This window comes from Streptomyces sp. NPDC091287 (assembly GCF_044768525.1).
Lineage (GTDB): Bacteria > Actinomycetota > Actinomycetes > Streptomycetales > Streptomycetaceae > Streptomyces.
In genome coordinates this window covers 148254-174247 of sequence record NZ_JBIVUV010000003.1, presented here as the reverse complement: position 1 = coordinate 174247, position 25994 = coordinate 148254, and the positions used below count along the sequence as shown (strand labels likewise).

Here is a 25994-nt window from a genome sequence, read left to right as displayed (position 1 = left end):
CAGAGATGTGCGACGTGAGGTGGCGCGCGTCAGGCGTCGCCGGCGGGACCGTAGCCGAGTGAGGCACGGTTGAGGAGCCGGTCACCGAGGTCGGGCGCGGGTCGCGGCGCGTCTTTCTTGGGTGCGGTCTTCTTTTTGGGTGTGGCCTTCTTGGCTGCGGGCTTGCGTGTGGCCTTCTTCATCGCCGCGCTGTTCTTGGCGGCCGTGGTGCCCCGCGCCTCGAACCTCTTCCGGAGCACCGACAGCTGTTCGCGCTCCTTGGCGGTCAGGTCGGCGGGCAGGGCGTTGACGAGAGCCCGGGCCCGGCTGAGCCCGTGGCGCGCCTGCGCCCAGTGCTTGGTGTTGATCGCCGTACGAATCACCCCGAGGCACTGCTGCAACGCCTTGAGCCTCGCCGCCGGTCGCCGGGGCATCGGGAACTCGGCCCCGCTGACCCGACGCTGCCCGGCGGCCCGCGTACGCCAGTCCGCGCCGGCCGACAGGACGACGGATGTGCGCGGGTTGCTGGTCTGGTTGAGGCGTACCACGGAGTGCTCAGCTCCTCGTGCGGGATCAGGCGTGGCGGGGGCCGTGGCCGGGGGGCGGGGTGAGGGTGGAGCGGTAGCTGCCGGACTCGCCCTCGGTGAGCGGGTTCTCCAGCGTCAGGCCGGCGGCGGCCATGCGGTCGTACTCGGCGAGGATGAGGTTCTTGGTGCGGTACTCGCCGTGGGCCGCCTCGTCCTTGCGTTTCACGATGGGGAAGGTGTCAAGGATGTAGGACGCGTCGTCGCGGGAGATGCCGTAGAGGTGGAAGAACAGGGCGTCCAACTCGGCACGGACGACGGCGCGACGGTCTGGCTCCCAGTGGAAGGGGGCGCCGGTGTCGCCGAGATCGCGAGCGAAAGAGGTCATGTCGACTGCGGTGTAGGAGAGTTCGGTGATGCGTGGGGTGACGAAGGGGATGTGCGGGGTGAGCTGTTCCGGTGTGAGTGTGGGGAGCTGATGGGTGATGAAGAAGTTGAGATGAGTGCCACCGACCTTGAAGCGCGTGGTGAAGTCGAAGGCGAATGACGACGCACATGAGGCCAGGGCGGCGATCGCGGCAGGCGTGGCGCCGGTAAACGTTGACACGGGAAGGTTGTTGCCGACTCCAGTGCGAGGCAAGATCCCGACGATCGCAGTCCGCTCGTCAGTGGCACGGCAGATGTCTCGCCAGCCGAGCAGCCAATCATGGGTCCACCCTTTGGCGGCGAGGCGGGAAGCGACACCTGGGTCCCTTATTTCCACGCCCTGCTTGTCGGTCCTTCCGTTGGAAACGTCGTGCTCCGGAACCCAGTAGCGGGGCAGGACTATGGCACTCTGATTCTGCTTCTCGGGAAGCGTGAGGTCGTGGATGTCGCTGTCGTCTGCGTAGGTGGCCCACCGGTGGTCGTAGTGGTGGAGCATCTTGGCTTCGGAGAGGGGAAGTAGACGTTTGTTGCCGCGCTCCAGGACGTTGCCGTTCAGCTTCCAGCCATCACTCAGCAGGTCCTCAAAGGTCTCGCCGTTCTGGGCATCGGGGCGGAAGAGGTAGGAGTCGTTGGACATGTGGAACATCGTCATGAAAGAGATGTTCCACGGGTTTCCAGCGGGGCCCTTGGCCTCCTCGATCAGGACGGGTACGCGACGGTAGATTCCGAGGGTGATCTCCGCATCCCGACGAGAGCGGAACACTGGGCATGTGCCGGTATTCGGGTTGAGCAGTGTGATCTCTTCTGGTGCGAGCGCGAAGGCCTTCATCGGGTCGGCCAGTTCGGCCGGGTCGTGAAGGTAGAAACCGAAGCGAGCGGTGTGTTCAGGAAGGCCGGAACCCGCCAAGGAGAGAATGCAGAACTTGAATGACCGATGGACACCCGGAAAGAGAGGCGTTGCGTTCTCGAAGTCAAAAAGAGCTGCCAGCGACTTGTTTTCGACGAGATCCTTGAAGAAGAACTGCGTCGTCGCGTCCGTCGCGATTCCGGTCGGAACGATTACGCCGGTCCGTCCGAGTGGCCCCGTCAGCATGCGGTCCGACTCCGCGAAGACCGCGTAAGTATTGATGTCGCCACGGCCGGTCAGCGGAAAACGATCGCTTACGCGAAGAAAGTGGCTCTCGCCTTCTGCGCGGCGTTTGGCGGCCTCGAACTCGGCGTACAACTGTTCGCGGTCCGGGTCCTTGCGCAGATCAGAGATCAGACGCTTCCGGGCAGCGGCGTTCTTGGCCTCGGCGATCGCGGGCGAGCGCTGGGCGAAGAACTCCTGCTCCTCCAGCTTCACCCGCTCCCACGGCGGGTTCCCCACCACCGCGTCGAACCCCCCGGCCCACCCCGTCCCCGGCTGCACGCCCGCCCCCGACTCCGGGACGGCGAACACCTCCGGGAACTCCAGGTGCCAGTGGAAGAAGCGGTAGCGGTCCCGCAGCTCCAGGATCTCCTTGTGGGTCTCGTCCGGCACCGCCGACTGGTCCCGGTTCCGCAGCGCCCGGAACACCTGGTCCGTCGGGGCCTCCGGCGCGCCCGCGTACTTCGGCCAGACGAACGCCGCGCACCACGCGTCGGCGGCGTGGAGGTCGTGGACGTACGCCGTCGACTCCGTGTACGCCCGGTACGCGGACTCCTGCGCCCGCACGTCCTCCAGGCGGTCGGAGGCGGCCAGCGTGATGCGGGCCAGCTCCACCGCGTACCGCTCGTTGCTCGGCAGGGTCTCCGTGTCGAACAGAAGCTCGTCCTGGCCGCCCCGCTGGGCCTTGTTGCGCTTGACCAGCGCCGAGGCGTACTTCCGGTCGTCGCCCTCGATCGGCTTGAACGCGTCGTCGGGAACGCCCTCCCCGAGCAGCTTCGGTGTTGTGCCGATCAGGCCGTTGCCGCGCTTCACGTGGGCGTCGAGGAACCCGAGCGCGCGGCCCGGTTCCATGGCCTCCAGCCACAGCGACACCTTGGCCAGTTCCACGGCCATCGGGTTGAGGTCGACGCCGTAGATGCACCGGGAGACGACCTCGCGCAGGGCGTGGCGCATCGCGCCGGCCGTCGGCTCGGGGTTGTGCTCGCGGACCGAGGCGACCCGCTTGGCGATGCGGCGGGCCGAGGCGACGAGGAAGTGGCCGGAGCCGCAGGCCGGGTCGCACACCGTCAGGGACAGCAGCTCGGCGACGATGTCGTCGGCCGGGTTGGTCCGGCCGGCCGTCGTGGCCCGCTGCTCGCCCCGCTTGACGGCGTCGTCTATGACCGGGGTGAGGGTGGTGTCCAGCAGGCACTCGATGAGTGAGGACGGGGTGTAGTAACTGCCCGTCGTCTTGCGGGTGTTGCCCGCCACCTCCACCAGCTCGAAGGAGCGGTCGGCGGCGGAGTGCTTCGGCTCCAGCTCCAACAGGGACTCGTACACCGAGCCCAGTTCCTCGGCGTCGAGGTGGCGGTAGTCGACCGGCCGCCACCGGCGGGCGCCGGGGTCGCGGACCTGGGCGAGGTGGCGGACGGCGGCGAGCAGCGACTCGTTGGACAGCTTCAGGCCGTCCAGCGGCTTGTCCGCGTCGGTACGGGAGAACAGGCCGCCCAAGCCGGGCAGCGCCAGCTCGGGACGGCCGCCCTCGGCGCCCAGCGCGTCGAGGACGATGCGCAGCGCCTCGTACTGGTCGCCGTGGGCCGTGCCCTGGCGGCGGCGGGCGCGCTCGCGCAGCCGGGCGGAGGAGAAGTACCGCTCGTACGCCTTGCGTCGCGGGTCGTCGGGCTCCCCGTCGAGCAGGGCTCCGCGGTCCTCGGCGACGAAGACGAACAGCAGCCGGTAGACGAGACGGAGTAGCGCGTCCCGCAGCGCCTTGGGGTCGGTCTCCTCCCGCAGCGCGACGTTGTCCGGGTGGCGCAGGAAGCCGGTGCCGAGGACGGTCAGGGCGTTCTGCACGCCCAGGCGCAACTGGTCCAGGGCGCGGGTGCCGGAGGTGACGGCCTCGGCACGCCACTTCTCCAGCCAGCACCCCGAAGCCGCCGTGCCCTCCGCCACCGTGAACCGGGAGGCGTGCAGCAGGCTGTACAGCAGGACGAACTCGCTGAACAGCTCACCGTCGAACAACGCTTCCAGGTCGAACTCGACGTAAGCCGCCGTGGAGAACGACGAGGAGTCGCGGAGCAGCCGCAGATGGCGGCCGTTGGTGACGATCGCCCACAGGTGGGCCTCGGTGCGGTTGAGGCAGTCCTGGACCAGGGACTGCGGCGGCACTAGGCCGGGGGCCGGGCGCTTGTCGAGCTCCTGGTTCCAGGCCACCTGGTGGACGAGCGCGGGGCCGTGGCGGTGCGAGATCCGGAACCGCTTGTCCGGGTCGGAGTCGGCGGGGACGCCCGCCCCCCCGATCTCCGTCAGCGCGCCGAAGTCCAGCTTGCGGAAGAGCTGCGCGAGCCAGTCGGTGCCGGCCCGGCCCGTCGGGTCGGCGGCGGGCACGCCGGTCTTCGGGTCCGACGGCAGCGCGGCGCGCAGCTCGCGCCAGAGCGGCTTGAGGTATTCCCAGGCGCGCTCGGCCTCGTCGCGCACGGGTACGGAGGCGGGCAGGCCGTAGTCGGCGGGCCGGGTGCCCGGCAGGTTCCGTGCCTCGGCGACGCGCAGCAGCATGTCGGCGGGGAGCAGACCGCCGACCGTGCTGATCGAGGTGAAGGCCAGGGCGGTGCGGGTGGCGGCGGACATCAGGCTTCGGCTCCGGACACGGTAGAAGCGGACGCGGCGGCGGGCTGCTGCGGCAGGTAGACGTAGACGCCGAGGACGTCGGCGGGCTCCTGCGGGACGACCTTGAGACCGCGGACGATCTCCTCGTTCGCCTTGCGGACCCGGCGGTGCGAGGCGTCGAGCTCGGCGGCCAGACGGGTGCCGTACTCGGTGAGGTGCCCGGCCAGGTCCGGCAGCGCGCCCAGGTCCCGGGCGATCTGGTTGCGGACCAGCTGCTCGTGGGTGTTGCCGGTGGCGCGGGCCGCGAGCAGGGCGGCGGTCGCGTCGTCGTCGAGCCAGCGGGCGCGCGACGGCATTCCCTCGTAGGCGAGGAGGCGGGCGTCCTCGGCGACGAGCTGCCGTTCGCCGGTACGGGACGGGAGCGTCAGGTGGAAGCGGTAGCGGACCAGCAGGAGCGTGGTGCGGACGGTGACCGCGTCCGTGGTGACCACACCGCAGCGGCGGGCCGGCCGGGGGCCGGGGGTGTTCGCGTCGAGCGCCGAGTCCAGGACGTACGAGGCGATGGCGCCGATCGCCGGGTCGGTGCGGACCAGGGCCGCCTCGCCGCGGCCGATCGCCGGTGTGGTGCGGAAGGGGATCTGCCGGTCCTCCTCGACGAGCCGCCCGCCGAGCGTCGCGGCGAGCGCGTCCCGCAGCCCGGCCGGGGCGCCGCCGGCCTGGGCGGTGAAGTCGCCGGTGCCGTCCGCCGGGTCCCGTACCAGCGCGTCCAGGTCGCGCAGCGCCTCCACGGCGAAGTCGCGGACCTCCTCCGCGCCGCCGAGCGCGGCCCGTACGGCGGCGACCTCGCGCGCCACCTCCTCGGGGTGGATCGCGCGCTGGGCGTACTTGGAACGGGACGTCTTCTCCCGCTCGGCGGCGGAGTTCCACTCGCGCTCGATACGGTCCAGCGACTCCTGGTGCCCTTCCAGGTCGAACAGGCTCTCCTGACTGCCCTGCCGCCCGTGCAGCAGCAGCCACTCCACCACCGCGTCGGTGACACCCGAGGCGGTCTCGTCGGGGACCGACACGGAGATGCCGAGGTCCTTCATGATCTGCCGGTGCTTCATGAACAGCACCTCCAGGACCTTGCCGTCGATGCCGTTGTCCTCGCCGAACATCGTGATGACACGGACCTGGTCGCGCTTCTGCCCGTAGCGGTCGACACGGCCCTCGCGCTGGTCGTGCCGGGTGGGGTTCCACGCCAGGTCGTAGTGGACGACGGCGTCGAAGTGGTGCTGGAGGTTGACTCCCTCGGACAGGCAGTCGGTGGCGATCAGGACCCGGCGGGCGGCCGGATCGGGGGCCGCCCCGCCGGCCCCGGCATCCCCGGCCGATTCGGCGGCGAGCTGCTCGATGCGCTCCAGGCGCTGCTGCGGGGAGAGCGTCCCGGTCACCGCGGCGATCTTCGTCCGCCGGCCGAGCTTGCCCTCCAACTGCGTGGCGAGGTACTCGGCGGTGGGGATGTAGCGGCAGAAGACGATCGGGCTGTAGCCGTCGGCGATGAGGCCCTTCAGGTGGCGGGTGAGCGCCTTCAGCTTCGCGTCGCCGGCCGGGCCGACGAGCTCGGCGGCCCGCTCGGACAGTTCGAGCAGCCGGGCGCCCGCCTCCTCCGACTCGGCGGCCCCCGGCGCCACGTCCATGCCTTCGAGCCGGTCGTTGTCGGCGGAGTCGGCGGCCACCGGGGAGCCCAGCGCGTCCGCCTCCTGCGCGGTGCGGGCGGTCGCGGACTCGGAGCGGGTCTTCAGGGTCTGCGCGGCGGCGGCGGGCGAGGACACCATCGAGCGCAGCAGCGCGATCACCGACCACCAGGCGATCCGGGCCTCACGCCTGCCCTGCTCGCCCGCGGCGGCGACACGGTCCCGGGCGTAGGCGATGGCGTCGTCGAGCAACGCCCGGTATTCGGGGTTGAGTTTGTACGGTTCGTCCTTCGTCCAGCGGTCGGACGGGAAGGCCGTCCGCTGGACCAGGGAGTCGTCGGCGAGACCGTCCTCCTTCGTGAGGTACTCGCGGACGTCGGCGCGCTTACGGGCCACGAAATGCTCGGCGAGCCTCGCCCGGCCGGCCGGGGACTCCAGGTCCAGAGAGGCGAGTTCGGGCCGCACCAGGCCGAGCAGGTTGCGGAACGCCGACTCCTTGCCCGAGTGCGGAGTGGCGGTCAGCAGCAGCAGATGCCGGTCCGGGTCCGCGGAGACCTTGCGCAGCAGTTCGTGACGGAGCTGGTTCGTACCGGACGCCGCCCCCTGCCCGGCGTCGTCGGCGGTCACACAGGAGTGGGCCTCGTCGACGATCACCAGGTCGGGACAGTGGCGTACGAAGTCCTCGCGGTGCCGGGTCGACTTGATGAAGTCCGTCGAGATGATCGTGTACGGGTGCTTGTCGAACAGGGACTGGCCGAGATCCAGACCGCGCTCCAGGCGGGACACCGTGGAGGCCAGGACCAGTTCGGCCTCGATGCCGAACTTCTCCCGCAGTTCGGACTGCCACTGCTCGGCCAGCGAGGGGGAGCACAGCACCGTCAGCCGGGTCGCCTCGCCCTGCGCGAGCAACTCCTTGGCGATCAGCCCGGCCTCGATCGTCTTGCCGATGCCGACGTCGTCCGAGATCAGCAGCCGTACGGTCCGCTGCCGCAGCGCCATCAGCAACGGGACCAGCTGGTAGGCCCGGGGCTCCACGGCGATCGAGGCCAGCGAGCGGAACGGGCCCGCGCCGGAACGGAACCCGATGCGCAGCGCCGTCCGCAGCAGACCGGCGGACCTCTGGTCGCCGACATCGGACGGGCTCGGCGCCGCGAACTCCGCCGGACGCACCTCCTCGAAGGCCGGGAAGACGGCCGCGATGTCGTCCTCGCTCCCGCCCAGGGGGCGCAGCACCAGCATGTCGGCGGCGCTCTCGGGCAGCACCACCCATTCCCGGCCACGGGCGGCCACCAGGGAGCCGGCTGTGTACGTGAGGCTCATGATTGTCTCAGTTCCTGTGGATGGAGGAGGGCGGAGGCGGGGCGGTCAACGCAGGTGGAAGTAGGCGGCGTTGTGCTCGGTGATGGCGTCCCAGTCAGCGTCCGTCGGGAAGCGCACGACGTCCCAGCCGGCGTCCTCCAGGCGGTAGCCCGCCTCGATGTCCCGCGTCGCGTCGGCCGGCCGGCCGGGGCCGTCGACGAACACGGCGAGGTTGGCGCCGTCCAGCCGGAAGACGAGATCGGGGCAGGCGCCCGCCTCCGGGACGAGGCTCCTGACCTCGTCCGGCAGCCGGTAGCCCTTCGCCCGGAGCCAGCCGAGCAGGTCGCCGCTCGTGACGAGGGCCCCGAGATCCGCCTCCAGCGGGGTGGGAGAGGGCACAGGCGGCCTCTCGGCCGCCGCGTCACCGTCACCGTCACCGGTTCGGTGGCGGGCGGCAGGGGCCAGCCTGCGGAACTGTTCGCTGCGGGACTCGCCGCGATCCTCCCGCTCCGTGAGGGCGCCGGCCAGCCGCCGCAGCAACGGGCGCGCGAGGTGCCGGCTCAGCCTGCGGTGGTGCGTCTGGTTGGCGTACGTCAGCAGGCACGCGTAGCAGCCGCGGGCACACCCCTCGCCGCCCACCAGCTCGCCCTCGTCCTTTCCCGTCTCCGCGTCGAAGTGGCAGATCTCCAGGGCGGTCCGGGCGGCCTTGGCGAGCGCACGCTTGTCCTGCTGGATGCGCCGCAGCACACCGGCGCCCCCCTCGGCGGCCTCCGTGAACAGGATGCGACGCCGGGGGCCGTCGTCCGGGGGCAGCAGCTCGGCGGTCAGCTCGGAGTCCTCCAGCTCGAACGCCGCCTCGATCCCCCGCTCCAGCGCGTACAGGAACGACAGCGCCACCGGCTCGGGCTCCGGCTCGTCGAGCGTGACCACGAGGATGTTGCGGCGATCCTCCACGTACGGCAGGACCCGCTTCTTACGGCGCTTCTCGTTGCCGTCGTCGTCGACCACCGGCATGCCCGTGGAGGACGACGGCATACCGGTGCCCTCGATGGCGTCCGCCGCGGCCCGGTCGTTGAGCCAGCGGCCGTCGCCGAGGTCGAGCCAGTAGCCGTCCGGCTCGCCCTCCTTGTCACGGACCCGGCCGAGGTTGGTGATGCGCACGGTCGCCGAATCGCCGTAGTCCACGGCGAGGACGGGCAGCCCGTCGGCGTCGGTGACCTGCGAGGTGAGGCGGCCCTTGCGGGCCCCGTGGTCCTGGAACGCGTAGGAGGTCTCCAGACGGAAACCGGCCCGGCGGCGCTCCTCCTCGTCGGAGGAGATCCGCTCGCGCGGGGTGGTGTACACGGTGTGCAGATGGAGCAGACCGGTGCGCTTGTTCCGCAGCTCCTCGAAGCACATCGTGCACCGGTCCACGCCGGCCTTGACGCTGTAGTGATACCCGCAGCCGTCGCAGCGCCGCGCCTCCGCCGTCGCCAGATCACCCGAGGCGTCCGGCGGCAGTTGCACGCGGGTGACCTGGTAGCGGGCGCCCTCGTGGTAGATGAGCGCGCCGGGGCCGAACTCCCGGATCGCGAGGAACCGGGGACGCTGCAGGTAGTCGCCGTCGGCGTTGCGGCGGTTCCCGGAACGCGGGATGTACGCGGCCAGGGGCAGCCGGGGGAAGCTGTAGCCGGGCAGGAACCCCTCGGACGCCAGATAGCGGTACGGGTTGAAGTCGCTCATCACCGACTTGCTGTCGGACGAGCGGTTCAGCAGCAGGTTCGTCTGGGTCTCCGCCTCGCGGCGCCGGGTACGGGCCTGGACCTGCTGCCCCTGCGACAGCGTGTGGTCGACGACCCGCTTGTTCTGCTCGTACTGGTCGACGACGGCCGCGCGGAACAGGGCCCGCCACCGGTTGAAGCGTTTGTCGAACCGCTCGGGGGCCCGCTCGATCCGGTCCTCGATCCACTCGTCGTACCACCAGGTGGTGTCGGCGAACAGGTGCCTCAGCGGATCGAGGACCGCGTGGGCGACGGAGACCGCGCGCCGCCGGGCCCCCTCGTCCTCGGAGAGATCCCGGATGTGGGGGAGGAGCGGCAGCGGCATCTGCGGATCGGGGCGGTCGCTGCCGTCCGGGTCGTAGGCCACATCGACGACGTCCGGGACCGCGATGCCCAGCTTCATCCCCGTCTCCGCCAGCCAGATTGCCTGAAGGTGGGAGCGGACCAGGTCCTCGTTGGCGAGGTCGAGGCGCGGCGGCGCCACCTGCCCGGCCACCATGTCCTGGGACCGGCGGAAGTAGTACTGGTCGTGGCTGTTGCCCGTGGCGCAGTACGTGGTCACCAGCGCCGGCTGACCGGAGCGGCCCGCCCGGCCCGAACGCTGCGCGTAGTTCGCCGGGGTCGGCGGCACATTGCGCATCATCACGGCGTTGAGCGACGAGATGTCGACACCCAGCTCCATCGTCGGCGAGCAGTACAGCAGGGGCAGCTCGGCCGTACGGAACTGGCCCTCGCGCTCCAGCCGGTCCTCCGGAGTGACCTGCGCGGTGTGCTCCCGGGCGAACAGGCCGGCCAGCTCGGCCGACGCCGTCCGGTACAGGTCGCGGAAGAACGGGTTGACGCGCGGGCCCTCACCGCTGTTGTACGTGCGGGCCAGCGGGTCGATCGCGCCCCGCTCGCCGCTACCGGCCCGCCAGACCAGGGCGGCCGCGGACACCCGGTAGCCGGTGCGCTTCTGGGCCGCCCGGCGACGGAAGGCGGGGCCGGAGCGTTCGGGGGTCGCGTCCACCTCGCGTACGAGTTCCGCCGCGAGCAGCACCTTCAGCAGGTCCTCGATGACGGTCTGGACGTCGTCCTGCGGAAGATCGCGCAGTTCGGGCATGTTCCGCCGCAGGTACTTCCCGAACTTGCCACGGGCCGACACGAACAGCGCGGAGCGTTCCATGCCGGGCTTCGAACCGTACGGGTAGGCGGTCCCCACGTCCGGCCGGTCGCTCTCGCTCAGCACCCACGGCCCGGTCAGCCGTTCCTCGCTGGCACGCTGAAGCGTGTCGAAGTCGTCGCGGAAGTACTGCACGTCGATGGCGAGCGCACGCCGCATGAAGTCGAGCAGGGTCCGGGCGATCTCCTCGCGCAGCGCCGGGTCCGCGTCGCGCAGCACGGCATGCGTGGCTTCCCAGCGGTCCGGTGCGGCGGCGATCCAGCTCAGGTCCTCGTAGTCGATCCGCAGGAGACCCGTCTGCTCCAGGTTCGGCATGGTGATGCGCCAGCCGCGCTCCAGGTCCCGGTAGAGCCGGTACCCGACGACATCGCGGAAGGCCTTCGTCGCGCGCCGCTCCATGGAGGGAGCCAGCGAAGCACCCCCTGTGTACTCGCGCGTCGAAAGACCCATGACCTCGGTCACCGCCTCGGCGAGGTCGTCGTGGTGCAGACCGTCCTCACCGGCCCGCAGCGCGGCCTGGTAGAGGGCGCCGCGCAACTGGGTCACCTGAGCGAAGTCGTTGAAGTGGCCCGCCTGGAGCGAGGCGTCCTGGCGGTTGTCGACGAAGGTGAGGAGCTTGCGGGCCTCCTTGCCCAGACTGTCCTCGGGCACCGCCCGCAGGGACTTCACGATCGACGCGGAGATCAGGGAGGTCGCCGAGGACCGGCCCTCCTGGTCCAGCGTGGCCAGCTTGGCGAAGTCCCGTCCGCGGGTCTGCTCGTAACTGACCTGGCAGTGCACGCAGAACAGGAACGGCGCGGGGACGAACGCCGCCGCCAGCCCCTCGCCCGACTCGTTCCCGAAGCCGTCCACGACGACATGCTTGGGGACCCGGGGACGGTAGGACTTCTTGACGACGGTCAGGCCCTGAGCGTCCGACTCCAGCCAGGACTCCGGCAGCCGCCGGTCGTCCACGGCCGTCTGCGGATCCGCCGGCCACTCGTAGTCCTCGCCCGGCACACCGAGATACAGATAGCCCTCGCCGGCCCGGCCGCCCGAGGCGGACGTGTCCCGGCGGGGCTCGTAACGGAACGAACCGTTCTCCTCGGTGCGCCAGACCGTCAGATACTCCTGGCCGCACTCACGGCAGAACGCCAGCGGGAACAGCGGCTTGCCGTCGCTGTTCGGCTGCTCCAGCTGATAGGTGCGAGTGAGGGGCCGGCTGAGCGGATCCTCCAGCGTCGTGTAGACGGTGTCGCCCTTGGAGAGGAACTGGTGCAGCCGGAAGGCGAACAACGGCCTCTCCGTCACCGGGTGCTTCGCCTGCGAACCCGCCTCCAAGGTGGTGCGGATCGCCTCACGCGCCTCCTCCTCGGCCACCCCGGAATCCGAAGCCAGCTCGGCCGCCGCGTCCTCGACGGTGCCCGGGGGACAGCGGCGCAGCCGCCCCGTTTCCTCCTCGCGCTCCAGGCCGAACCGTGACTCCACCCAACGCGCCAGCGGGTCCTTCGTGAGCGCCTCGTAGGAACGGGGTGCCGCCGGAACGCGCAGGCGCTCGGCGGGCACGGTCACCGGCGCTTCGTCGGTCGCCCGGACGAGGGTCTCGCCGATGACGCGCTTCGGCAGCACCTTCGTACCGAACAGCCGGCCGGCGACTGCGGCCACCTCACGCTTCTGCTCCTCCCAGGAACCCTCGGTGGACATGGTCGCCGAAGTGCCGACGCACTGAAGGGAGTCCGAGGCGCCACAGGCCTCACGGACCCGGCGGATCAGCAACGCCACGTCCGCGCCCTGCCTGCCCCGATAGGTGTGCAGCTCGTCGAAGACGAGGAACTGCAAGCCCTCGGCCTTACGGATCAGGCTCGACCGGTCGTCCGGCCGGGTCAGCATGAGCTCCAGCATCACGTAGTTCGTCAGCAGGATGTCCGGCGGGTTCTTGCGCAGCTCCTTGCGCCGCTCCTCGGACTCCTGGCCCGTGTATCGGGCGAAGGTGACCGGCTCCTGCCCCGCGCCGAAACCGTGGCGCAGGTACTTCTCCAGCTCCATCAGCTGCGAGTTGGCCAGGGCGTTCATCGGGTAGACGACGATCGCACGGACCCGGCCCCCCTCGGTGCGCCCTCCCGTGCTGTTCCCTCCCGTGCCGTTCCCTCCCGCGCGCAGGCTGGCCGCCTGACGTTCCTTCAGGACGTGGTTGACGATCGGGACGATGTACGCCAGGGACTTGCCGGAACCCGTGCCGGTGGTCAGCACATAGGAGTCGCCCGCCCCCGCGGCCTCGATCGCCTGCCGCTGGTGGAGATGGAAGGTCAGCGGCCGCCCGTCCGGGCGGCGCGAACTCTCCTTCTTGCCCGCCTGGAAGATCTCCGCACACTTCGGGTGCAGCAGGCCTTCCTGGACGAGGTCGGTGACCTTGCCCCCGTCGGCGAAGAAGGGGTTCAGCGAGAGCCAGGGGTCGGGCCACTGCGACTTCGCCGCCAGGTCGTCCTTGACGAAGCCCTCGATCCGGGCGTCCCGGAAGACCGTCGCACTCTTGGTGAAGTCCTCGTACTCGCTGATCAGGTCGGCATGGATACCGAAGACGTCCATGGTCTCGGGCAGCCGCGGTTCCCTGCGAGGCACGGGCACGGGCACGGCCGGGGCGCGCTCCGGGAGCAGCGTCCGCAGCCGCGCCACCGGGTTCATCACCGCCCAGTGCGGCGCCAGCAGGGCCGCCGTGTCGTCCGGCGCCAGCGCGAGCGGTACCAGTACGTCACGGAGCAGGGCCGCGTTCTCGGGCCGAAGCTCGGCCTTCTTCTCCAGCAGACGGTCCACCAGGCGGACCAGTTCGGCGGGAAGGTCCGGACGTACCAGCGTCAGGAGGGGCGGCTGGGCGTGCTGGTGCTGTTCGGAGAGTTCGTACGGGGTCCTGGCGGAAAACGGCGGCTGCCCGACCAGCAGTTCGTACAGGATGCAGCCCAGTGCGTACAGATCGGCGAGGCCGGAGACGCGCTCGGCCCGGAACTGCTCGGGCGCCATGTAACGAGCCGTGCCGACGCTGACACCCGTGCTGGTCAGCCGCGTCTGATCGGGATCGTCGACGATCGTGCCCATGCCGAAGTCGAGGATCTTGACGGTGCCGTCACGGGTCAGCATGACATTGGCGGGTTTCAGATCACGGTGGACGACCCCGGCCGTGTGCGCGGCGGTGAGCCCGGCGGCGATCTGCGCGCCGATGGCGGCGACCCAGGAGACGGGGAGCTGGGGTTCCTCGTCGATGAGGTCCGCGAGGGGATGACCGTCCAGCAGCTCCATGGCCAGATACGGCAGACCGTTGCCGCCCGGGGTGCCGTCGATGCCCCCGTCGATGAGCAGGGTGAGGTTCGGGTGGCCCTGCGAGAGCATGCGCATGATCCGCACTTCGCGGCGGAAGCGGTCGAACTCCCTGGTGGATTGCGAGGTGTTGACGGCGATCCCGGTCCGGCCGCGCAGCACCGTCTTGACCGCGACCTCCCGGTGCGGGGAGCCGGGCGCCGCCCGGAGATCCTCGGCCCTGTGCACCTCGCCCATGTTCCCGCGCCCGACGATTCCCGTGATCCGGAACCGTGCGTCGACCGTCTCCAGGCTCACCGCGCCTCCCCCTTTTCTTCACCTGTCGCGCACGAGGCAGACATATCCCCGGGGAGCGTATACCTTGACCTGATTGTCAGCATGACACGATCGTGTTGACATCGTCAACGCGCTCCGGGGTGGCGCCCCGAAGTCAGGCCTGCCGCCCGCCACCGGAGCTCCTCACCGGCCGCTCGTCCGCTGCCCCGGGGGTGGCGAGCCGAGTACTGGGGCACCGTCCCCGTCCCGCCTTTTCCGCACCGGCCGTCCAGCCGTCGCCGCCGGAGCGCGGCCGGTAGGGTGAGGAGCCAGGACGGACGGACAGATTGACCCGGCACGACACGAGGGCGAGGGCGACGGACGACATGGCCGCGCTGGACGACAGCAGCCACAGGCGCACGCGGGACCAGCGGTCGGTCTTCGAGCGTTACCAGGAGGTGCCGGGGGAGCCTTCCACCCTGGACGAGCTCTTCGGTCGGGAGACCGCCTCCGATGGCCGGCCCACCGACGTCGAGCGGGAGGCCACCGAGGGCGGTGTCGACGAGATCACTTCGCCTTTCGACCCCGAGCACATCGACATCGAGACCCGCACGACCACGGTCGACCTGCTGATCTCCCGGCTCCGCAACGAGATGATCGACCTCGCGCCCGACTTCCAGCGCCGGGCCGGTATCTGGACGGACGAGAAGCAGAGCCGACTGATCGAGTCGCTGCTTCTGCGCATTCCCATCCCGTCCTTCTACGCCGCCGAACAGAAGGACGGCAGCTGGGCCATCGTGGACGGCATCCAACGTCTCACCTCCATCGCTCGCTTCTTCGACGCGGAGACGGTGAACGCCCCACCGTTGACGCTGAAGGGGCTGGAGTACCTGCGCAATTTTGCGGGGGCGGGCTTCCACGACCTCTCCGGCAAGCTTCAGATCCGGCTGCGCGAGACCGAGGTCGTCGTCCACGTCATCAGGCGCGGCACTCCCGAGCCGGTCATGTTCAACGTTTTCGCCCGTATCAACACCGGCGGCGAACCGCTTACGCGGCAGGAGATTCGGCACGCGCTCATCCCGGGCCGTTCCAGGACCTTCCTCGCGGAACTCGCCGAGTCCGAGGAGTTTCGCAGCGCCACCGGTTACAGCGTGGTCGGGGACCGGATGGCCGACCGGGAGATGGTGCTTCGCTTTCTGGCGTTCCGTCTCACACCTCCGGACGGGTACCAGAACGGCGACTTCGACGGGTTCCTGGGTCAGGCCATGCACCGCATCAATCGCTTCGCACCCGCGGAAGAGGCGCAGCTGCGGAACGAGTTCACCCACGCCATGGACGCGGCCCAGGCGATCTTCGGCGTTCACGCCTTTCGTAAGTACAGGCCGGGGCAGCAGCGCAAGTCCCCCATCAATAAGGCCCTGTTCGAGACCGTCGCGGTGAATCTGGCCGGACTCACCCCGTCCCAGCATGAGGTGCTGAGGCAGTTGGACGTGCTGCGCTCCTTCGCGGACCTCATGGAGGACACCGAGTTCGAACGGTCCATCTCCGTGGCCACCGGAGACCCCAAGAAGGTGCGGAAGCGGTTCGAAGCCGTACAGGAACTCTTCGAAGACCTCCTCGAACACGGAGACGCCTGACAATGATCACCCGGCTCACCCTGGTCAACTTCAAGGCGTTCCGCCGCCTCGAACTCCCCATGGGCCCCCTCACCTTGCTCACCGGACTGAACTCCTCCGGCAAGAGCAGTGTCGTCCAGTCCCTCGCCCTGCTTCGCCAGTCGTTCGGGCCCGACCGGGCGACGACCCCCCGAGGAGGGCTGTTGCTCAACGGCGAGCTGGTGGAGTTGGGAACCGCACGCGACGTCCTGCACGACGACTTCGGCCCAGCCGACGACCTGCTGGCCACCCAGGCGCCTGTGGTGGGTCTCGTTGTCGAAGGGGGCGACGCGGTCCGCGTCGCCGCGTTGTACGACGCGGAGCAGCCCGACGAAGACGTGATGGAGGTACGGATGTCGCCGGAGCTTCCCCAGTCGCTCGACACGCCATTCCAGTACCTGCACGCCGATCGCATCACGCCGGCCGTCACTTACCCGCGATCACGGCAGGAAGCCATCGACCGGGGGTTCCTCGGCGTCCGGGGCGAACACACGGTCAACTACCTGCGTCACTTCACCGAGAGAGAGGTCCCCGAGGGGCCTCTGCGCCATCCGGGCGCGGTCTCCCCTCAGCTCCTCGACCAGACGGTCGCCTGGATGCAGGAACTCTGCCCCGGCGTGAACCTCCAGGCTTCCTCGATCGAGGGCACCGACTTCGTCCGTCTCTCCTACGGCTTCGGTGGCACCGCCGGTATCAACGCCACCAGGCGTCGCCGCCCCACCAACGTCGGCTTCGGCCTGACCTACGCCCTGCCCATCGTGGTCGCCTGTCTCACCGCCACTCCCGAGAGCCTCATCCTGCTGGAGAATCCCGAGGCCCATCTCCACCCCAAGGGGCAGAGCAGGATGGCGGCACTGATCTCGGCGGCCGCTGCCACCGGAGCGCAAATGGTTGTCGAGACCCACAGCGACCACGTCCTCAACGGAGTCCGCCTTGCCGTCAAACGGGGAGACCTGAAGCCGGACGAGGCCCTCATCCACTTCTTCCGGGGCAACGGCACGGGTGCCGAGGTCATCAGCCCCCGGGTCGACGAGGACGGCATGCTGGCCCAGTGGCCAGAAGGGTTCTTCGACGAGTGGGAGAACTCACTGGATCAGTTGCTGGACTGACGAAGAGTAACCGACAGTTGAGGGGGGAAGCGTGCCTCTGTTGTTCCTGAACGAGAAGTCCTGCGGCGTTGGCTGTGACCCGGACCGAGCCGACGCGGCCATGGCCGACCTCGTCGACGCCGTGCGGGCCGTCGCCAAGGAGGACCCGGGCGAGACTTCTCTGGTCAGCGAGGTCGCGCTCAAGTCACTGGAGATCGCCGAGGGCTATCCGGTCGGTAAGTGGATCGGGGCCAGTCCGAAGAACCATGTCCGCTGGCAGCGCCTCCTCGGCCTGCGGAACAGGTCCCCGGTCCGCAGCGTCTTTCCGGAACCGGACGCGGATGGCCATCTCGACTACCGCCACGAGGGAGAGGTAGTCCAGGCACTGGGCGCCGCGCACTTCATGGATGGTGTCGCGGTCAGTCTTCCGGTCTCCCGTGAGTGGCAGACGTCGGAAGTCAGTATCGAACGCAGCGAACTCGTCGAACTCGACGACGACACCTTGGAGTTCGAGCACGAGACGGTCGACGTGCGGCATATCTCGGCCCTGCCGCACGTAGAGGAACACCTCGGCTGGATCCGGGAGTCGAGCCTGGCCCGGGCAGTGACCGGCCGCCAGATCTGGGAACGCAGGTCCGACCTCTACCCGAGCCTCCAGTTCCTGCCCCGTACTGAGGCTCAGTTCAGCAACCTCGATGCGCGCTGGGTCGTGCCCGTGCGACGTTGCCTGGAGCGGCTGGATGCCGCGGCCGCCGCATGGGACCCTGCCACGGCGCATGAGCCGGAATGGCGGACCAAGGTGACGCCGGAGGGCGAGACGCGCAAGCGAGTATGCCGGTTCGAAGATCTCGACGGGCAGTGGGAGACGTTTCACCTCCACGCCCGCTTCACCCCGGGCGCCGGCCGAATCCACTTCCGCCCGGTCGGGGAAGACAGCAAGCTCCGCATCGCGCACGTCGGGGGCAAGATCCGCCCAGACCTCTGAGTGCACTCCCGGACAAGCCCTGCCACGATGAGGGGCCTTATTTGCTGACCTGTGCAAATCGTCTTTTGGTTGTTTCACACTTGTGCCGGTTGATGGGGTTGGAAGTCCCAGAAAAGTCCCAGAGGAAGGGCTGGTGTCAGGAGGCCCGTGCCGACCGAACTGCGGCGATGGCGCCCAGGCAGGCGCCGACGGCCAGGACGAGGAGGCCCCTCAGCCACACATCACGGTCGATCTGGGTGGCGAGCATGACGCAGGACGCGGCTCCGAGGACCGGAACGATGGTCGGCGCCCGGAAGTGGTTCTGAGAAGCCGTGTCGCGGCGCAGTACGAGGAGTGAAGTGTTGACGAGGAAGAAGACCACCAGGAGCAGAAGGACCAGGGTGGAGGCGAGGGTGGTCACGTCGCCGGTCAGGGCGAGGAGCAGGGACAGCGCGGCGGTCGCGGCGATGGCGGCCCAAGGAGTGCGCCGACCGGGCAGGACTTTGGTGAGGAAGCGGGGAAGAAGGCCGTCCCGCGCCATGCCGTAGGCCAGGCGGGAGGACATGATGCCTGTCAGCAGTGCTCCGTTCGCGACGGCCACCAGGGCGATGGCGCTGAACAACTCGGCGGGGACTCCTCCGGCCGCCCGGACGACTTCGAGGAGCGGTCCGCTGGATTCCGTCAGCTTTGCGGTCGGCACGGCCACCGCAGCGGCTACACCCACCAGGGCGTACACCGCCCCTGCGGTGACCAGGGCGCCGAAGAGCGCCCGGGGGTACGAGCGGCGGGGGTCACGCGTCTCTTCGGCTACGTTGACGGACGTTTCGAAGCCGACGAAGGAGTAGTAGGCGAGCACCGCGCCGCTGAGCAGTGCTGCCGCCGGGCCCTGGCGCGCGGTGCCCAGGTCCGTGAGCCTTCCCATGTCTCCGTCGCCGCGCAGCACGATCCAGGCGCCGAGCCCGATCACCAGGAGCAGTCCGCCGACCTCGATGACCGTGGCGACGACGTTGGCCCGGGTCGACTCGCTGATGCCCCGGGCGTTCAGCAGCGCCAACGCGGTGAGGAAGACGATCGTCACCAGCACGATGGGGAGGGAGACGAACTCGGACAGGTAGTCGCCGCCGAACCCTCGGGCCAGAGCGGCCACCGACACCACTCCGGCCGCCAGCATGCAGAAGCCGGCGAGGAACCCGAAGAACGGCCCATAAGCCAAAGTGGCGTAATGCGAAGCGCCACCGGCGCGCGGATACTTGGTGACCAGCTCCGCGTAGGAGGCGGCCGTCAGCAGAGCCAAGCAGAGGGCCGCGAGCAGGGGAGCCCACACCGCACCGCCGGACTCGGCGGCCACCTGGCCCACCAGGACGTACACGCCTGCTCCGAGGACGTCTCCCAGGATGAAGAAGTAGAGCAGCGGGGTGGTCAGAGCCTTCTTGAGCGGTGCCTGAGAGTCCGAGGCCGGAGGCGTCGTGGGAAAGAGTTTCACGTGGTACCGCCTACCCGACCTGCTGCCCAGCAGACGGCGACTCCCTCCGATGCCTGCGAAAGTGGACGCGTAGGTCGCTGCCGAGGCTCGATTGGGCTCCGACGCACCTGCCCGACGACTTCCTGTTCGTTTTGCCCAAGAACACAGCGAATTCAAGGAGTGCAAGGTGAGCGAGCAGAACCCGATCAAGGCCGCCGCGGAAAGGATCGCGGACATGCTGCGCGGCGAGGAGGGCCGACCGAGCCGGTCCAGCCGCTGCCGCCCAAGACCGACCAGCACGGTCCGGAGCCCGTCAGCCCCACCGGCCGGCCCACCGGCGCTGAACAGGCCCGGATGGCGCAGAGCGGCCCGTACCTGACCACAGCGCGGGGCGCCCGGCTGCACGACACCGACCGTTCGCTCAAGGCCGGACCGCGGGGCCCGGTGCTGCTGCAGGACCACCACCTGCGCGAGAAGATCACCCACTTCGACCACGAGCGCATCCCCGAGCGCGTCGTGCACGCCCGCGGGGCGGCCGCCCACGGGGTGACAGCTGCTGGAACGCTACCGGCAGGCGGCCCTTGAGCTCACGCCCCATCGCTCCCTGTTCTGCGGCACTGTCGCCTATCTGCCGCCTCCGGACCCGGCCGGATACCGATTGGCCGATCTCCACACGCTCGCCGAGCCCCATTCCGGCCGGCCGACTCCCAGCGGCGGCGAGATCCACGGAACACGGAGTATGCGCTGTTCTGGTCGTTGTCCTTCGCTGCGACAGCCGACACCTGGCACGCCATCGGCGGGTTCTGCGAGGAGTACGAAGGATATGGCGGCGAGGACACCGACTACGGCCAACGGGCCCGTTCCGCGGCGTCCCGCTCACCTGGGTCGGCGGCGCACCGGCCTTCCATCAGCATCACCCGGTCTCCAGCCCGCCCGTCGCACACCTGTACGACATCCTGCGCAACGCCGAGATCTTCCATCGCCGTTGGGGCTGGTGGCCGATGACCGACTGGCTCCAAGCGTTCGCGGACCGCGGACTCGCCCACCGGAACCGTCGCACCGGACGCTGGGCCTCCGGACCCGCCCCCGAGTGATGCCCCGAAGGAGCTCGGTGATCCGGAACGCACGTGTGGATGACCGTGTCGTGCCGGAAATCGCGGCGCTCGGAGGCGTGCGAGGCCGGGCAGCTCTCGGACGCCGTTGTCCCTACTCGTCCGAGCGTGGGTCGGCGGGGCCGGTGTCACCCATGGCCCTGCGGTCCTCGTCGGTCCATTTGCGGGTGTCGCGGGGGGCGACGTACGGCTCCTCCGTCTGTGGGTGGCCGTCGAGGACGGCCCGCTCACGGGCCATTTCCGCGTCGAATTCCAGGCCGAGCAGAATCGCCAGGTTCGTGATCCACAGCCAGACCAGGAAGATGATCACGCCCGCCAGAGCGCCGTACGTCTTGTTGTAGGAACCGAAGTTGGCGACGTAGAAGGCGAAGGCGGCCGAGGCCACCATCCAGATCAGCAGCGCCAGCAGGCTGCCCAGCGACACGAACTTGAAGCCCCGGCCCTTGGCGTTCGGCGCCGCCCAGTACAGGAGCGCCAGCATGATGGTCACCAGCACCACCAGGACGGGCCATTTGGCGATCGACCACACGGTCATGGCCGTGTCACCGACACCCAGAGCGGTGCCGAGCTGGCGGGCGATCCCGCCGGAGAGCACGACGATCAGCGCGCTCACACAGGCCAGCACCATCAGCACCAGCGTCAGGCCGACGCGGACCGGGAGCACCTTCCAGGCCGGCCGGCCCTCGGGTACGTCGTACACGGCGTTCGAGGTCCGGATGAACGCGGCCACGTAACCGGACGCGGACCACAGCGCGGCCAGCAGACCCACGATGGCCATCACCCAGCCGGCCCCGCCGCTGGACTGCAGCTGGGTCACCGCGTTGGTGAGGACATCGCGTGCCGCTCCCGGCGCGAGCTTCTGCATGTTGTCCAGGACGGTCTGCGTGGTCTCCTTGCCCGCGATACCGAGCAGGGAGACCAGGACCAGCAGGGCCGGGAACAGGGCCAGGATGCCGTAGTACGTCAGAGCCGCGGCCCGGTCGGTCAGCTCGTCCCGCTTGAACTCGCCCAGCGTGCGCTTCATCACCGCGCCCCACGATCCCCTGCCGAACTTGGTCGGCGATTCGGGCGGGGAGGGGTCCGCTCGCGTGTGCGCGCCGGCACCCGACCGGTTCCTCTCCGGGCCCAGGTTCTCTTGACCGTGCCGTTCATTCGTCATAGGAATCACACAACCTCAGCGATGGACGGCCGGCGACTTCACGGCCGCGTCATGCCGCCGCCCGGAGGGGACGCCCGCCGGGCGAGGCCCCGAAACCGACGGGACCACGCCGACGCCGAGCGCTTCGTGTCCTCGGACCGGTCCTTCGGAGCGACCGGGTCAGTTGCCGGCTTCGCGGGCGGCTTCCCGGCCGACTTCGCGCAGCCCCGTCCCCGCCTCCTGCCCGGCGTCCTGTGCCTTCCGCTTGGTGGTCTCAGCCGCGTCCTGTGCGGTGCTCTTCACCGCGTCCACGGCTTCCGTGGCAGGTCCGCGCATTTCCTCCTTGACGTCCTGGGCGACGTCCTGGGCGGTCTGCTTCACGGGTTCGAGAAGTTCGTCGGAGTGTTCGCGGAGCTGGGCGCCGACGCGTTCCTCGGCGTCTGTGGTGGGGATCAACGCGGCCGCGAGCATGCCGGCGTCGAAGGCGATGATGCCCGCGGCGACGGGGCTGCCCTGCGTCTGGCGCGTGATCCGGTCGGGGGCCCGGCGTACGGATCGGCCCACCTGGTCGGCGGTGTGCTTGACCGCGTCCCCCGCCTGTTCGGCGGTGTCCGCGACGCCTTGCGTACCCGAGGCCGTGGTGTCGCTTGCCGCACCCATCACACGCTCCTTCACACGGGTGATCCGCCGCTGAATGGCGTCCGCCTTGCGCTGCGCGACTTTTCCCGGGGAGACCTTGTCCGCGAGACGGTCGACGTTGTGGGCGAGGTGGGCCCTGGTGTCTTCCACGTCGGACTTCAGCTCGTCGGGTTGCGTGCCCATTGCGCGTCCTCCTTCAGCGTTTCCACAGTGCGTTCGGGCTTGGCGCTGACCGTCTTGAGGCGTTTGCGGCCGACCACGAAGAGAACGGCAGCCAGGATCGCCCAGAACCCGGTAACGATCAGCGCGGCCCAGGCCAGGTCGACCACCTGCGCGAGGCCGAAGACGGCCGCCAGGCTGCCCATGAGCAGCATCAGATGTCCGGCGTACCCGGAGCCGGCGAGCATCCCGGCCGCCTTGCCCGCTCGGGCCCCGGGGCGATCTCTCCCCCGTAGGAGTAGGACGGAGTGCGGGGCGACGGGGCCGACGTCGGGCGGTTTCCAACACCCCGGGGCGACGGCGTGCGAAGTCCTGCAGGTCATGGAGGAGACCGTCCGGCCCCCTGTCCTCCAGGCGGGAGGCGGCCTGGTGCCCGCTGGTCCCGAAGCCGACCAGCCCGCTCTCGTCCATCCCGCCGAGGACTCCCGCCTCGGCCAGCGGTTGGTACTCATAACCGATCAGCCCCGCCGGGACGCCGATCTGCCGCAGATCGGCGGCGATCTCAGTGGGCACCTCTGGCGAGCAGCCGATACGGACCACGACGTACTGGGGCAACGGCAACGGCGGCAGGTCGAGTGGTGCTTGGCCCTGTTCTGCCTTGGCGAAGTCGGCGTCGCATGTCGCCCTAGAAGGCTGATGAAGATCTCGGGGGGTCCGGCCGTGAGGCCCCCCTCCCCGGTCATGCGCTGGCGGTAGCGAGGTGCCAGGTGCCTTGGGTGTGCGTGAGTCCGATTGATCAGTCGGCGGAGGTTGAGGGTGGCGGCTCGGGTGTGGAGTCAGGGGTTGATCCCGCTGTCGGCCGCTCGGCTGAGCACGGATGGGGCACGAGCGTCAGGAGCTGCGAACGTCACCGCGGTTGCTTGCCGATGACCATGGCGACGAGGCGGTGCCGAGGCGACGACGATTCGGAGCGAGATGATCCGGAAGTGATTGACGCAGAGGTTTTGTCCCCTTGCGCATGATTCGTAAATGTGTTCGAACTTGGTGCATCTCCTGTGTTAGCTTGCCGCGCCTGTTGGAGACCAGCTGGAGGTGTCACGTGGCCTCACGCCACAGAACTAACCGAACACGATTGCTCGTTCGAGGCACGCTCGCCACGACCGTGGCCCTTGCGGCCACCGGCGGAGCGCTGCCCTTCCTCCTCACCGGCGCCCACGCCGAAACGATGGCACCACAGACCCTGACGATCAACGCACCGGATCGTTACCTTCCGCGCTCCTACAACCTGGAGTCGGCGGGCACGGCGGCCGACCTGAACCGCATGGAGGTCGACGGAAGCGACGCCGTCACGGCGTATCGCTGGAGCCCCGCCACCGGTGACCCGCAGACCCTCGGCAAGGACCCGGCCGACACCTCCGCCGAGCGTGTCGGCGGTCACGCCTCCGACGTGGTCGGCGTCTACACCACAGCGGACAGGTCGGTGGAGCTGAAGGACATGAAGGCCGGCACGGCGGCCCGTTTTACGCTCCCCGAGGGGCAGACGTACCACGGCACGTACGGCGACAGCGTTGTGACGGCCACCTGGACGGCCGGCGGTGACGTCGACTCGCTGCACTTGCTGCGTCTGCGCGACGGACAGCTCACGGACACCCCGGTGACCGGCGAGAACGGCGTCCGCGTCGCCTCGTCCAAGGTGCTCGGCGCGGGCGACGGTCTACTGGCGATCTTCGTATCCGGCGACTCGGCGGGCCAGATCGGACTGGTCGACCTCGCGACGGGGAAGATCACTGGTGTACTCAAGGGTTCGTGGGGCAGCGACCACACACAGGTGGTGTTCTCCGGGACGCACGCCGGGTGGTTCGATCCGGCGTATGGCGATCAGAAGGTGCACCTGCTGCGCAAGGACGCCCTGAACGGTCCGGAGACCACCGTCGACGTGGCGTCGACATACGAGCAGCGGTCGTACGTCGCGCTGGTGGGGTCCTGGGTCGTCTCGCTGCGACAGACCGAGTCCTACCGCAACGGCGATGCGCCGAAGGACCGCGGCGAGCCGCTACTGGCCGCACCGATGGGCGGCGGCGAGGCGAGGACCCTGCTGCCGCACGCCCGCCTCGGCGGAAAGTACGGGCTGAACCCGACGCCGGACGGTGGCGTCCTGGTCGCCGGCGGCAGCTCGGCGGGCGACTGGGCCGTGCGCAAGGTGAGTCTGCGGACTGATGGCAGCCTGGACGTGAACTCCGTGCGGGCCGTGGCGCCCAAGCCAGGTACGTACGGGGAGGTGGCCCTGGCGGCCGGAGACCTGGCGGTGCAGGAGACGGACACCAACTACCTGCCGTCGCTGTACAAGCGGCACATCGAGCTAGGTGACACTCCGTCGGCCGGTACCCGCAGCCTGGTGGTCGAGCCAGCGCTGAGCACGGACGGCACGGGCGGCTCCGCGGGCAGTGGGGCATACGCACTGGGAGACGGCACCTTCGCCTATCCCAAGGGCAACGGAATCGTGGTCCGCTCGAACCCCGACGACGCGGTGACCATCGCCGCGCCCGGCAGCGGACGGGTGGTCGACGCCTCCGGCCGGTACGTGGTCTTCGGGTACGGGTACGTGTCGGGGTTCGGGCAGTACCAGCAGTACGTCATCGACCGGGAGAAGTCCGGTGACGACAAGGTGCTGCTGACGCGTACGGCGTCGGCGGCCGCAGTCTGGGGCTCGACGTTCTGGACGCCCGGTGACACCAAGGGCACCGTCAAGGCCACCGACCTGAAGTCGGGTACAACCGATTCCTTCTCGCTCGGCAAGGAGTGCACGCCCACGGACCTCCAGGCTGTGGGCCGTTGGGTCTACTGGGCGTGCGAGGGCTCCGGCGACCCCGCCGGCTCCGGCGTCTGGGACCGCACCACCCAGCGCATGATCGATGTCCCCATGGGCGGCGAACTCGGCGACGGCTACGTCGTCCGGCACGACGAGACCGCCGGCGAGCTCCAACTCGTCGACTTCCACACGGTCAACAGCGTGACGTCCCGCCCTCTGGCCGATATCACCGGTTACCTGGCCCAGGGTTACTACGCTGTCGACCGCTTCGGCGGCGGCGTGGCCTACGTCCCGGAGCGGGGCAAGCCCGGTGCCATGCGTGCGGTCGGCTCCGGCGTGCCCACTTCATCGCTTGCCGAGATCGAGTCCGAGACCGAGACGTCCCTCGACCTGCAATCGGCCACCGACGCCCGCTGGGACGGCTCCTGGCAGTTGTCCAAGCCGGGGACACCGGGCGCACAGGTCGTGATCAAGGACGCGGGCGGCGATGTCGTCCGCATGCTCGACGCCGTCCAGAACGGTGCGGCGCTCACCACGGCGTGGGACGGCAGGGACTCGGGCGGGGCCTTCACACACAACGGGCCCTACACCTGGGAGCTGACCGCGGCTCCGCAGGACGGGCAGGGTGCTGAGCTGAAGCTCAGCGGTGCGATCACGGTGAAGGGCACGGGCACCGCGTCGGCGCCCAAGGCGTCCAGAAGCCTCGCTTCGAGTGGCAGTTACGGAACGGTGTACGACCGTGACCCGCTCGCCGCGCGTAGGGAGAACACTCTCTGACGGATCGGGTCACTGTTCGGCGCACATCGTGCCCCCGGTGATGCCATGACACTGTTGGCGAATCCCGGAGCTGAACGTGACGTCGGCCTTCATGACCCGTTGTGGTC

At 69.5% G+C, this 25994-nt stretch carries 13 protein-coding genes and 1 pseudogene; 6 read left to right on the top strand and 8 right to left on the bottom strand.

Annotated elements, in window-relative coordinates; all coding sequences use genetic code 11:
• Window positions 1-29 precede the first annotated feature (29 nt).
• From ACIQRW_RS05540 to ACIQRW_RS05525, 4 genes are read right to left on the bottom strand one after another with little or no spacing between them, the layout of a single operon-like run.
• Window positions 30-527: a hypothetical protein gene (locus tag ACIQRW_RS05540; RefSeq protein ID WP_403754779.1), complete on the bottom strand. Its 498-nt coding sequence runs from the start codon at window positions 525-527 to the stop codon at window positions 30-32.
• 25 nt (window positions 528-552) lie between these two features.
• Complete coding sequence (locus ACIQRW_RS05535) at window positions 553-4665, bottom strand: Eco57I restriction-modification methylase domain-containing protein (RefSeq protein WP_403754776.1); 4113 nt, start codon at window positions 4663-4665, stop codon at window positions 553-555.
• On the bottom strand, window positions 4665-7640 hold the full coding sequence (locus ACIQRW_RS05530) for a DEAD/DEAH box helicase (protein WP_403754773.1): 2976 nt from the start codon (window positions 7638-7640) through the stop codon (window positions 4665-4667). The genes ACIQRW_RS05535 and ACIQRW_RS05530 overlap by 1 nt, the downstream gene beginning before the upstream one ends.
• Window positions 7641-7685: 45 nt before the next feature.
• A complete protein-coding gene (locus ACIQRW_RS05525; RefSeq protein ID WP_403754770.1) occupies window positions 7686-14126 on the bottom strand; it encodes a protein kinase in 6441 nt (2146 codons plus the stop codon).
• 305 nt (window positions 14127-14431) lie between these two features.
• Between ACIQRW_RS05525 and ACIQRW_RS05520 the strand changes: the two genes are divergently transcribed.
• From ACIQRW_RS05520 to ACIQRW_RS05510, 3 genes are read left to right on the top strand one after another with little or no spacing between them, the layout of a single operon-like run.
• The gene (locus tag ACIQRW_RS05520) at window positions 14432-15721 is read left to right on the top strand and encodes a DUF262 domain-containing protein (protein WP_403754767.1); all 1290 of its coding nucleotides are present in this window, start codon (window positions 14432-14434) and stop codon (window positions 15719-15721) included.
• A gap of 2 nt (window positions 15722-15723) precedes the next feature.
• Window positions 15724-16848 carry a DUF3696 domain-containing protein gene (locus ACIQRW_RS05515; protein WP_403754765.1) on the top strand — a complete coding sequence of 375 codons (1125 nt, stop codon included), beginning with the start codon at window positions 15724-15726 and terminating at the stop codon, window positions 16846-16848.
• 31 nt (window positions 16849-16879) lie between these two features.
• Window positions 16880-17812, top strand: coding sequence for a hypothetical protein (locus ACIQRW_RS05510; RefSeq protein WP_403754762.1), 933 nt, complete (start codon window positions 16880-16882; stop codon window positions 17810-17812).
• Between the two features lie 136 nt (window positions 17813-17948).
• Here ACIQRW_RS05510 and ACIQRW_RS05505 read toward each other — a convergent pair whose 3' ends face one another.
• Window positions 17949-19274 (bottom strand): APC family permease, encoded by a 1326-nt coding sequence (locus tag ACIQRW_RS05505; protein WP_403754759.1) that lies wholly within the window; start codon window positions 19272-19274, stop codon window positions 17949-17951.
• A 214-nt stretch (window positions 19275-19488) separates the two neighbouring features.
• Here ACIQRW_RS05505 and ACIQRW_RS05500 point away from each other — a divergent pair.
• Window positions 19489-19802, top strand: a pseudogene (locus ACIQRW_RS05500) (catalase); the annotation flags it as partial.
• A 207-nt stretch (window positions 19803-20009) separates the two neighbouring features.
• Window positions 20010-20258 carry a glycosyltransferase family 2 protein gene (locus tag ACIQRW_RS05495; protein WP_403754756.1) on the top strand — a complete coding sequence of 83 codons (249 nt, stop codon included), beginning with the start codon at window positions 20010-20012 and terminating at the stop codon, window positions 20256-20258.
• 201 nt (window positions 20259-20459) lie between these two features.
• Here the strand turns inward: ACIQRW_RS05495 and ACIQRW_RS05490 are convergent, their stop codons facing one another.
• The 3 genes from ACIQRW_RS05490 to ACIQRW_RS05480 all read right to left on the bottom strand — a co-directional run bounded on the left by ACIQRW_RS05490 (window position 20460) and on the right by ACIQRW_RS05480 (window position 22549).
• Window positions 20460-21524 (bottom strand): YihY/virulence factor BrkB family protein, encoded by a 1065-nt coding sequence (locus ACIQRW_RS05490; protein ID WP_403754753.1) that lies wholly within the window; start codon window positions 21522-21524, stop codon window positions 20460-20462.
• 159 nt (window positions 21525-21683) lie between these two features.
• Window positions 21684-22325 carry a DUF3618 domain-containing protein gene (locus tag ACIQRW_RS05485; protein ID WP_403754750.1) on the bottom strand — a complete coding sequence of 214 codons (642 nt, stop codon included), beginning with the start codon at window positions 22323-22325 and terminating at the stop codon, window positions 21684-21686.
• Entirely contained in the window at window positions 22301-22549 is a 249-nt protein-coding gene (locus ACIQRW_RS05480) for a phage holin family protein (protein ID WP_403754747.1), read from the bottom strand. The genes ACIQRW_RS05485 and ACIQRW_RS05480 overlap by 25 nt, the downstream gene beginning before the upstream one ends.
• Before the next feature lie 914 nt (window positions 22550-23463).
• On the opposite strand from ACIQRW_RS05480, the gene ACIQRW_RS05475 reads away from it, so the two are divergent.
• A complete protein-coding gene (locus ACIQRW_RS05475; protein ID WP_403754744.1) occupies window positions 23464-25887 on the top strand; it encodes a FlgD immunoglobulin-like domain containing protein in 2424 nt (807 codons plus the stop codon).
• Window positions 25888-25994 lie beyond the last annotated feature (107 nt).

Excerpts from the sequence above, each read along its gene's own strand:
- ACIQRW_RS05485 (WP_403754750.1), bottom strand. The coding sequence starts at position 22,325 with ATGGGCACGCAACCCGACGAGCTGAAGTCCGACGTGGAAGACACCAGG.
- ACIQRW_RS05515 (WP_403754765.1), top strand. The coding sequence starts at position 15,724 with ATGATCACCCGGCTCACCCTGGTCAACTTCAAGGCGTTCCGCCGCCTC.
- ACIQRW_RS05480 (WP_403754747.1), bottom strand. The coding sequence starts at position 22,549 with ATGCTCGCCGGCTCCGGGTACGCCGGACATCTGATGCTGCTCATGGGC.
- ACIQRW_RS05530 (WP_403754773.1), bottom strand. The coding sequence starts at position 7,640 with ATGAGCCTCACGTACACAGCCGGCTCCCTGGTGGCCGCCCGTGGCCGG.
- ACIQRW_RS05490 (WP_403754753.1), bottom strand. The coding sequence starts at position 21,524 with ATGACGAATGAACGGCACGGTCAAGAGAACCTGGGCCCGGAGAGGAAC.
- ACIQRW_RS05535 (WP_403754776.1), bottom strand. The coding sequence starts at position 4,665 with ATGTCCGCCGCCACCCGCACCGCCCTGGCCTTCACCTCGATCAGCACG.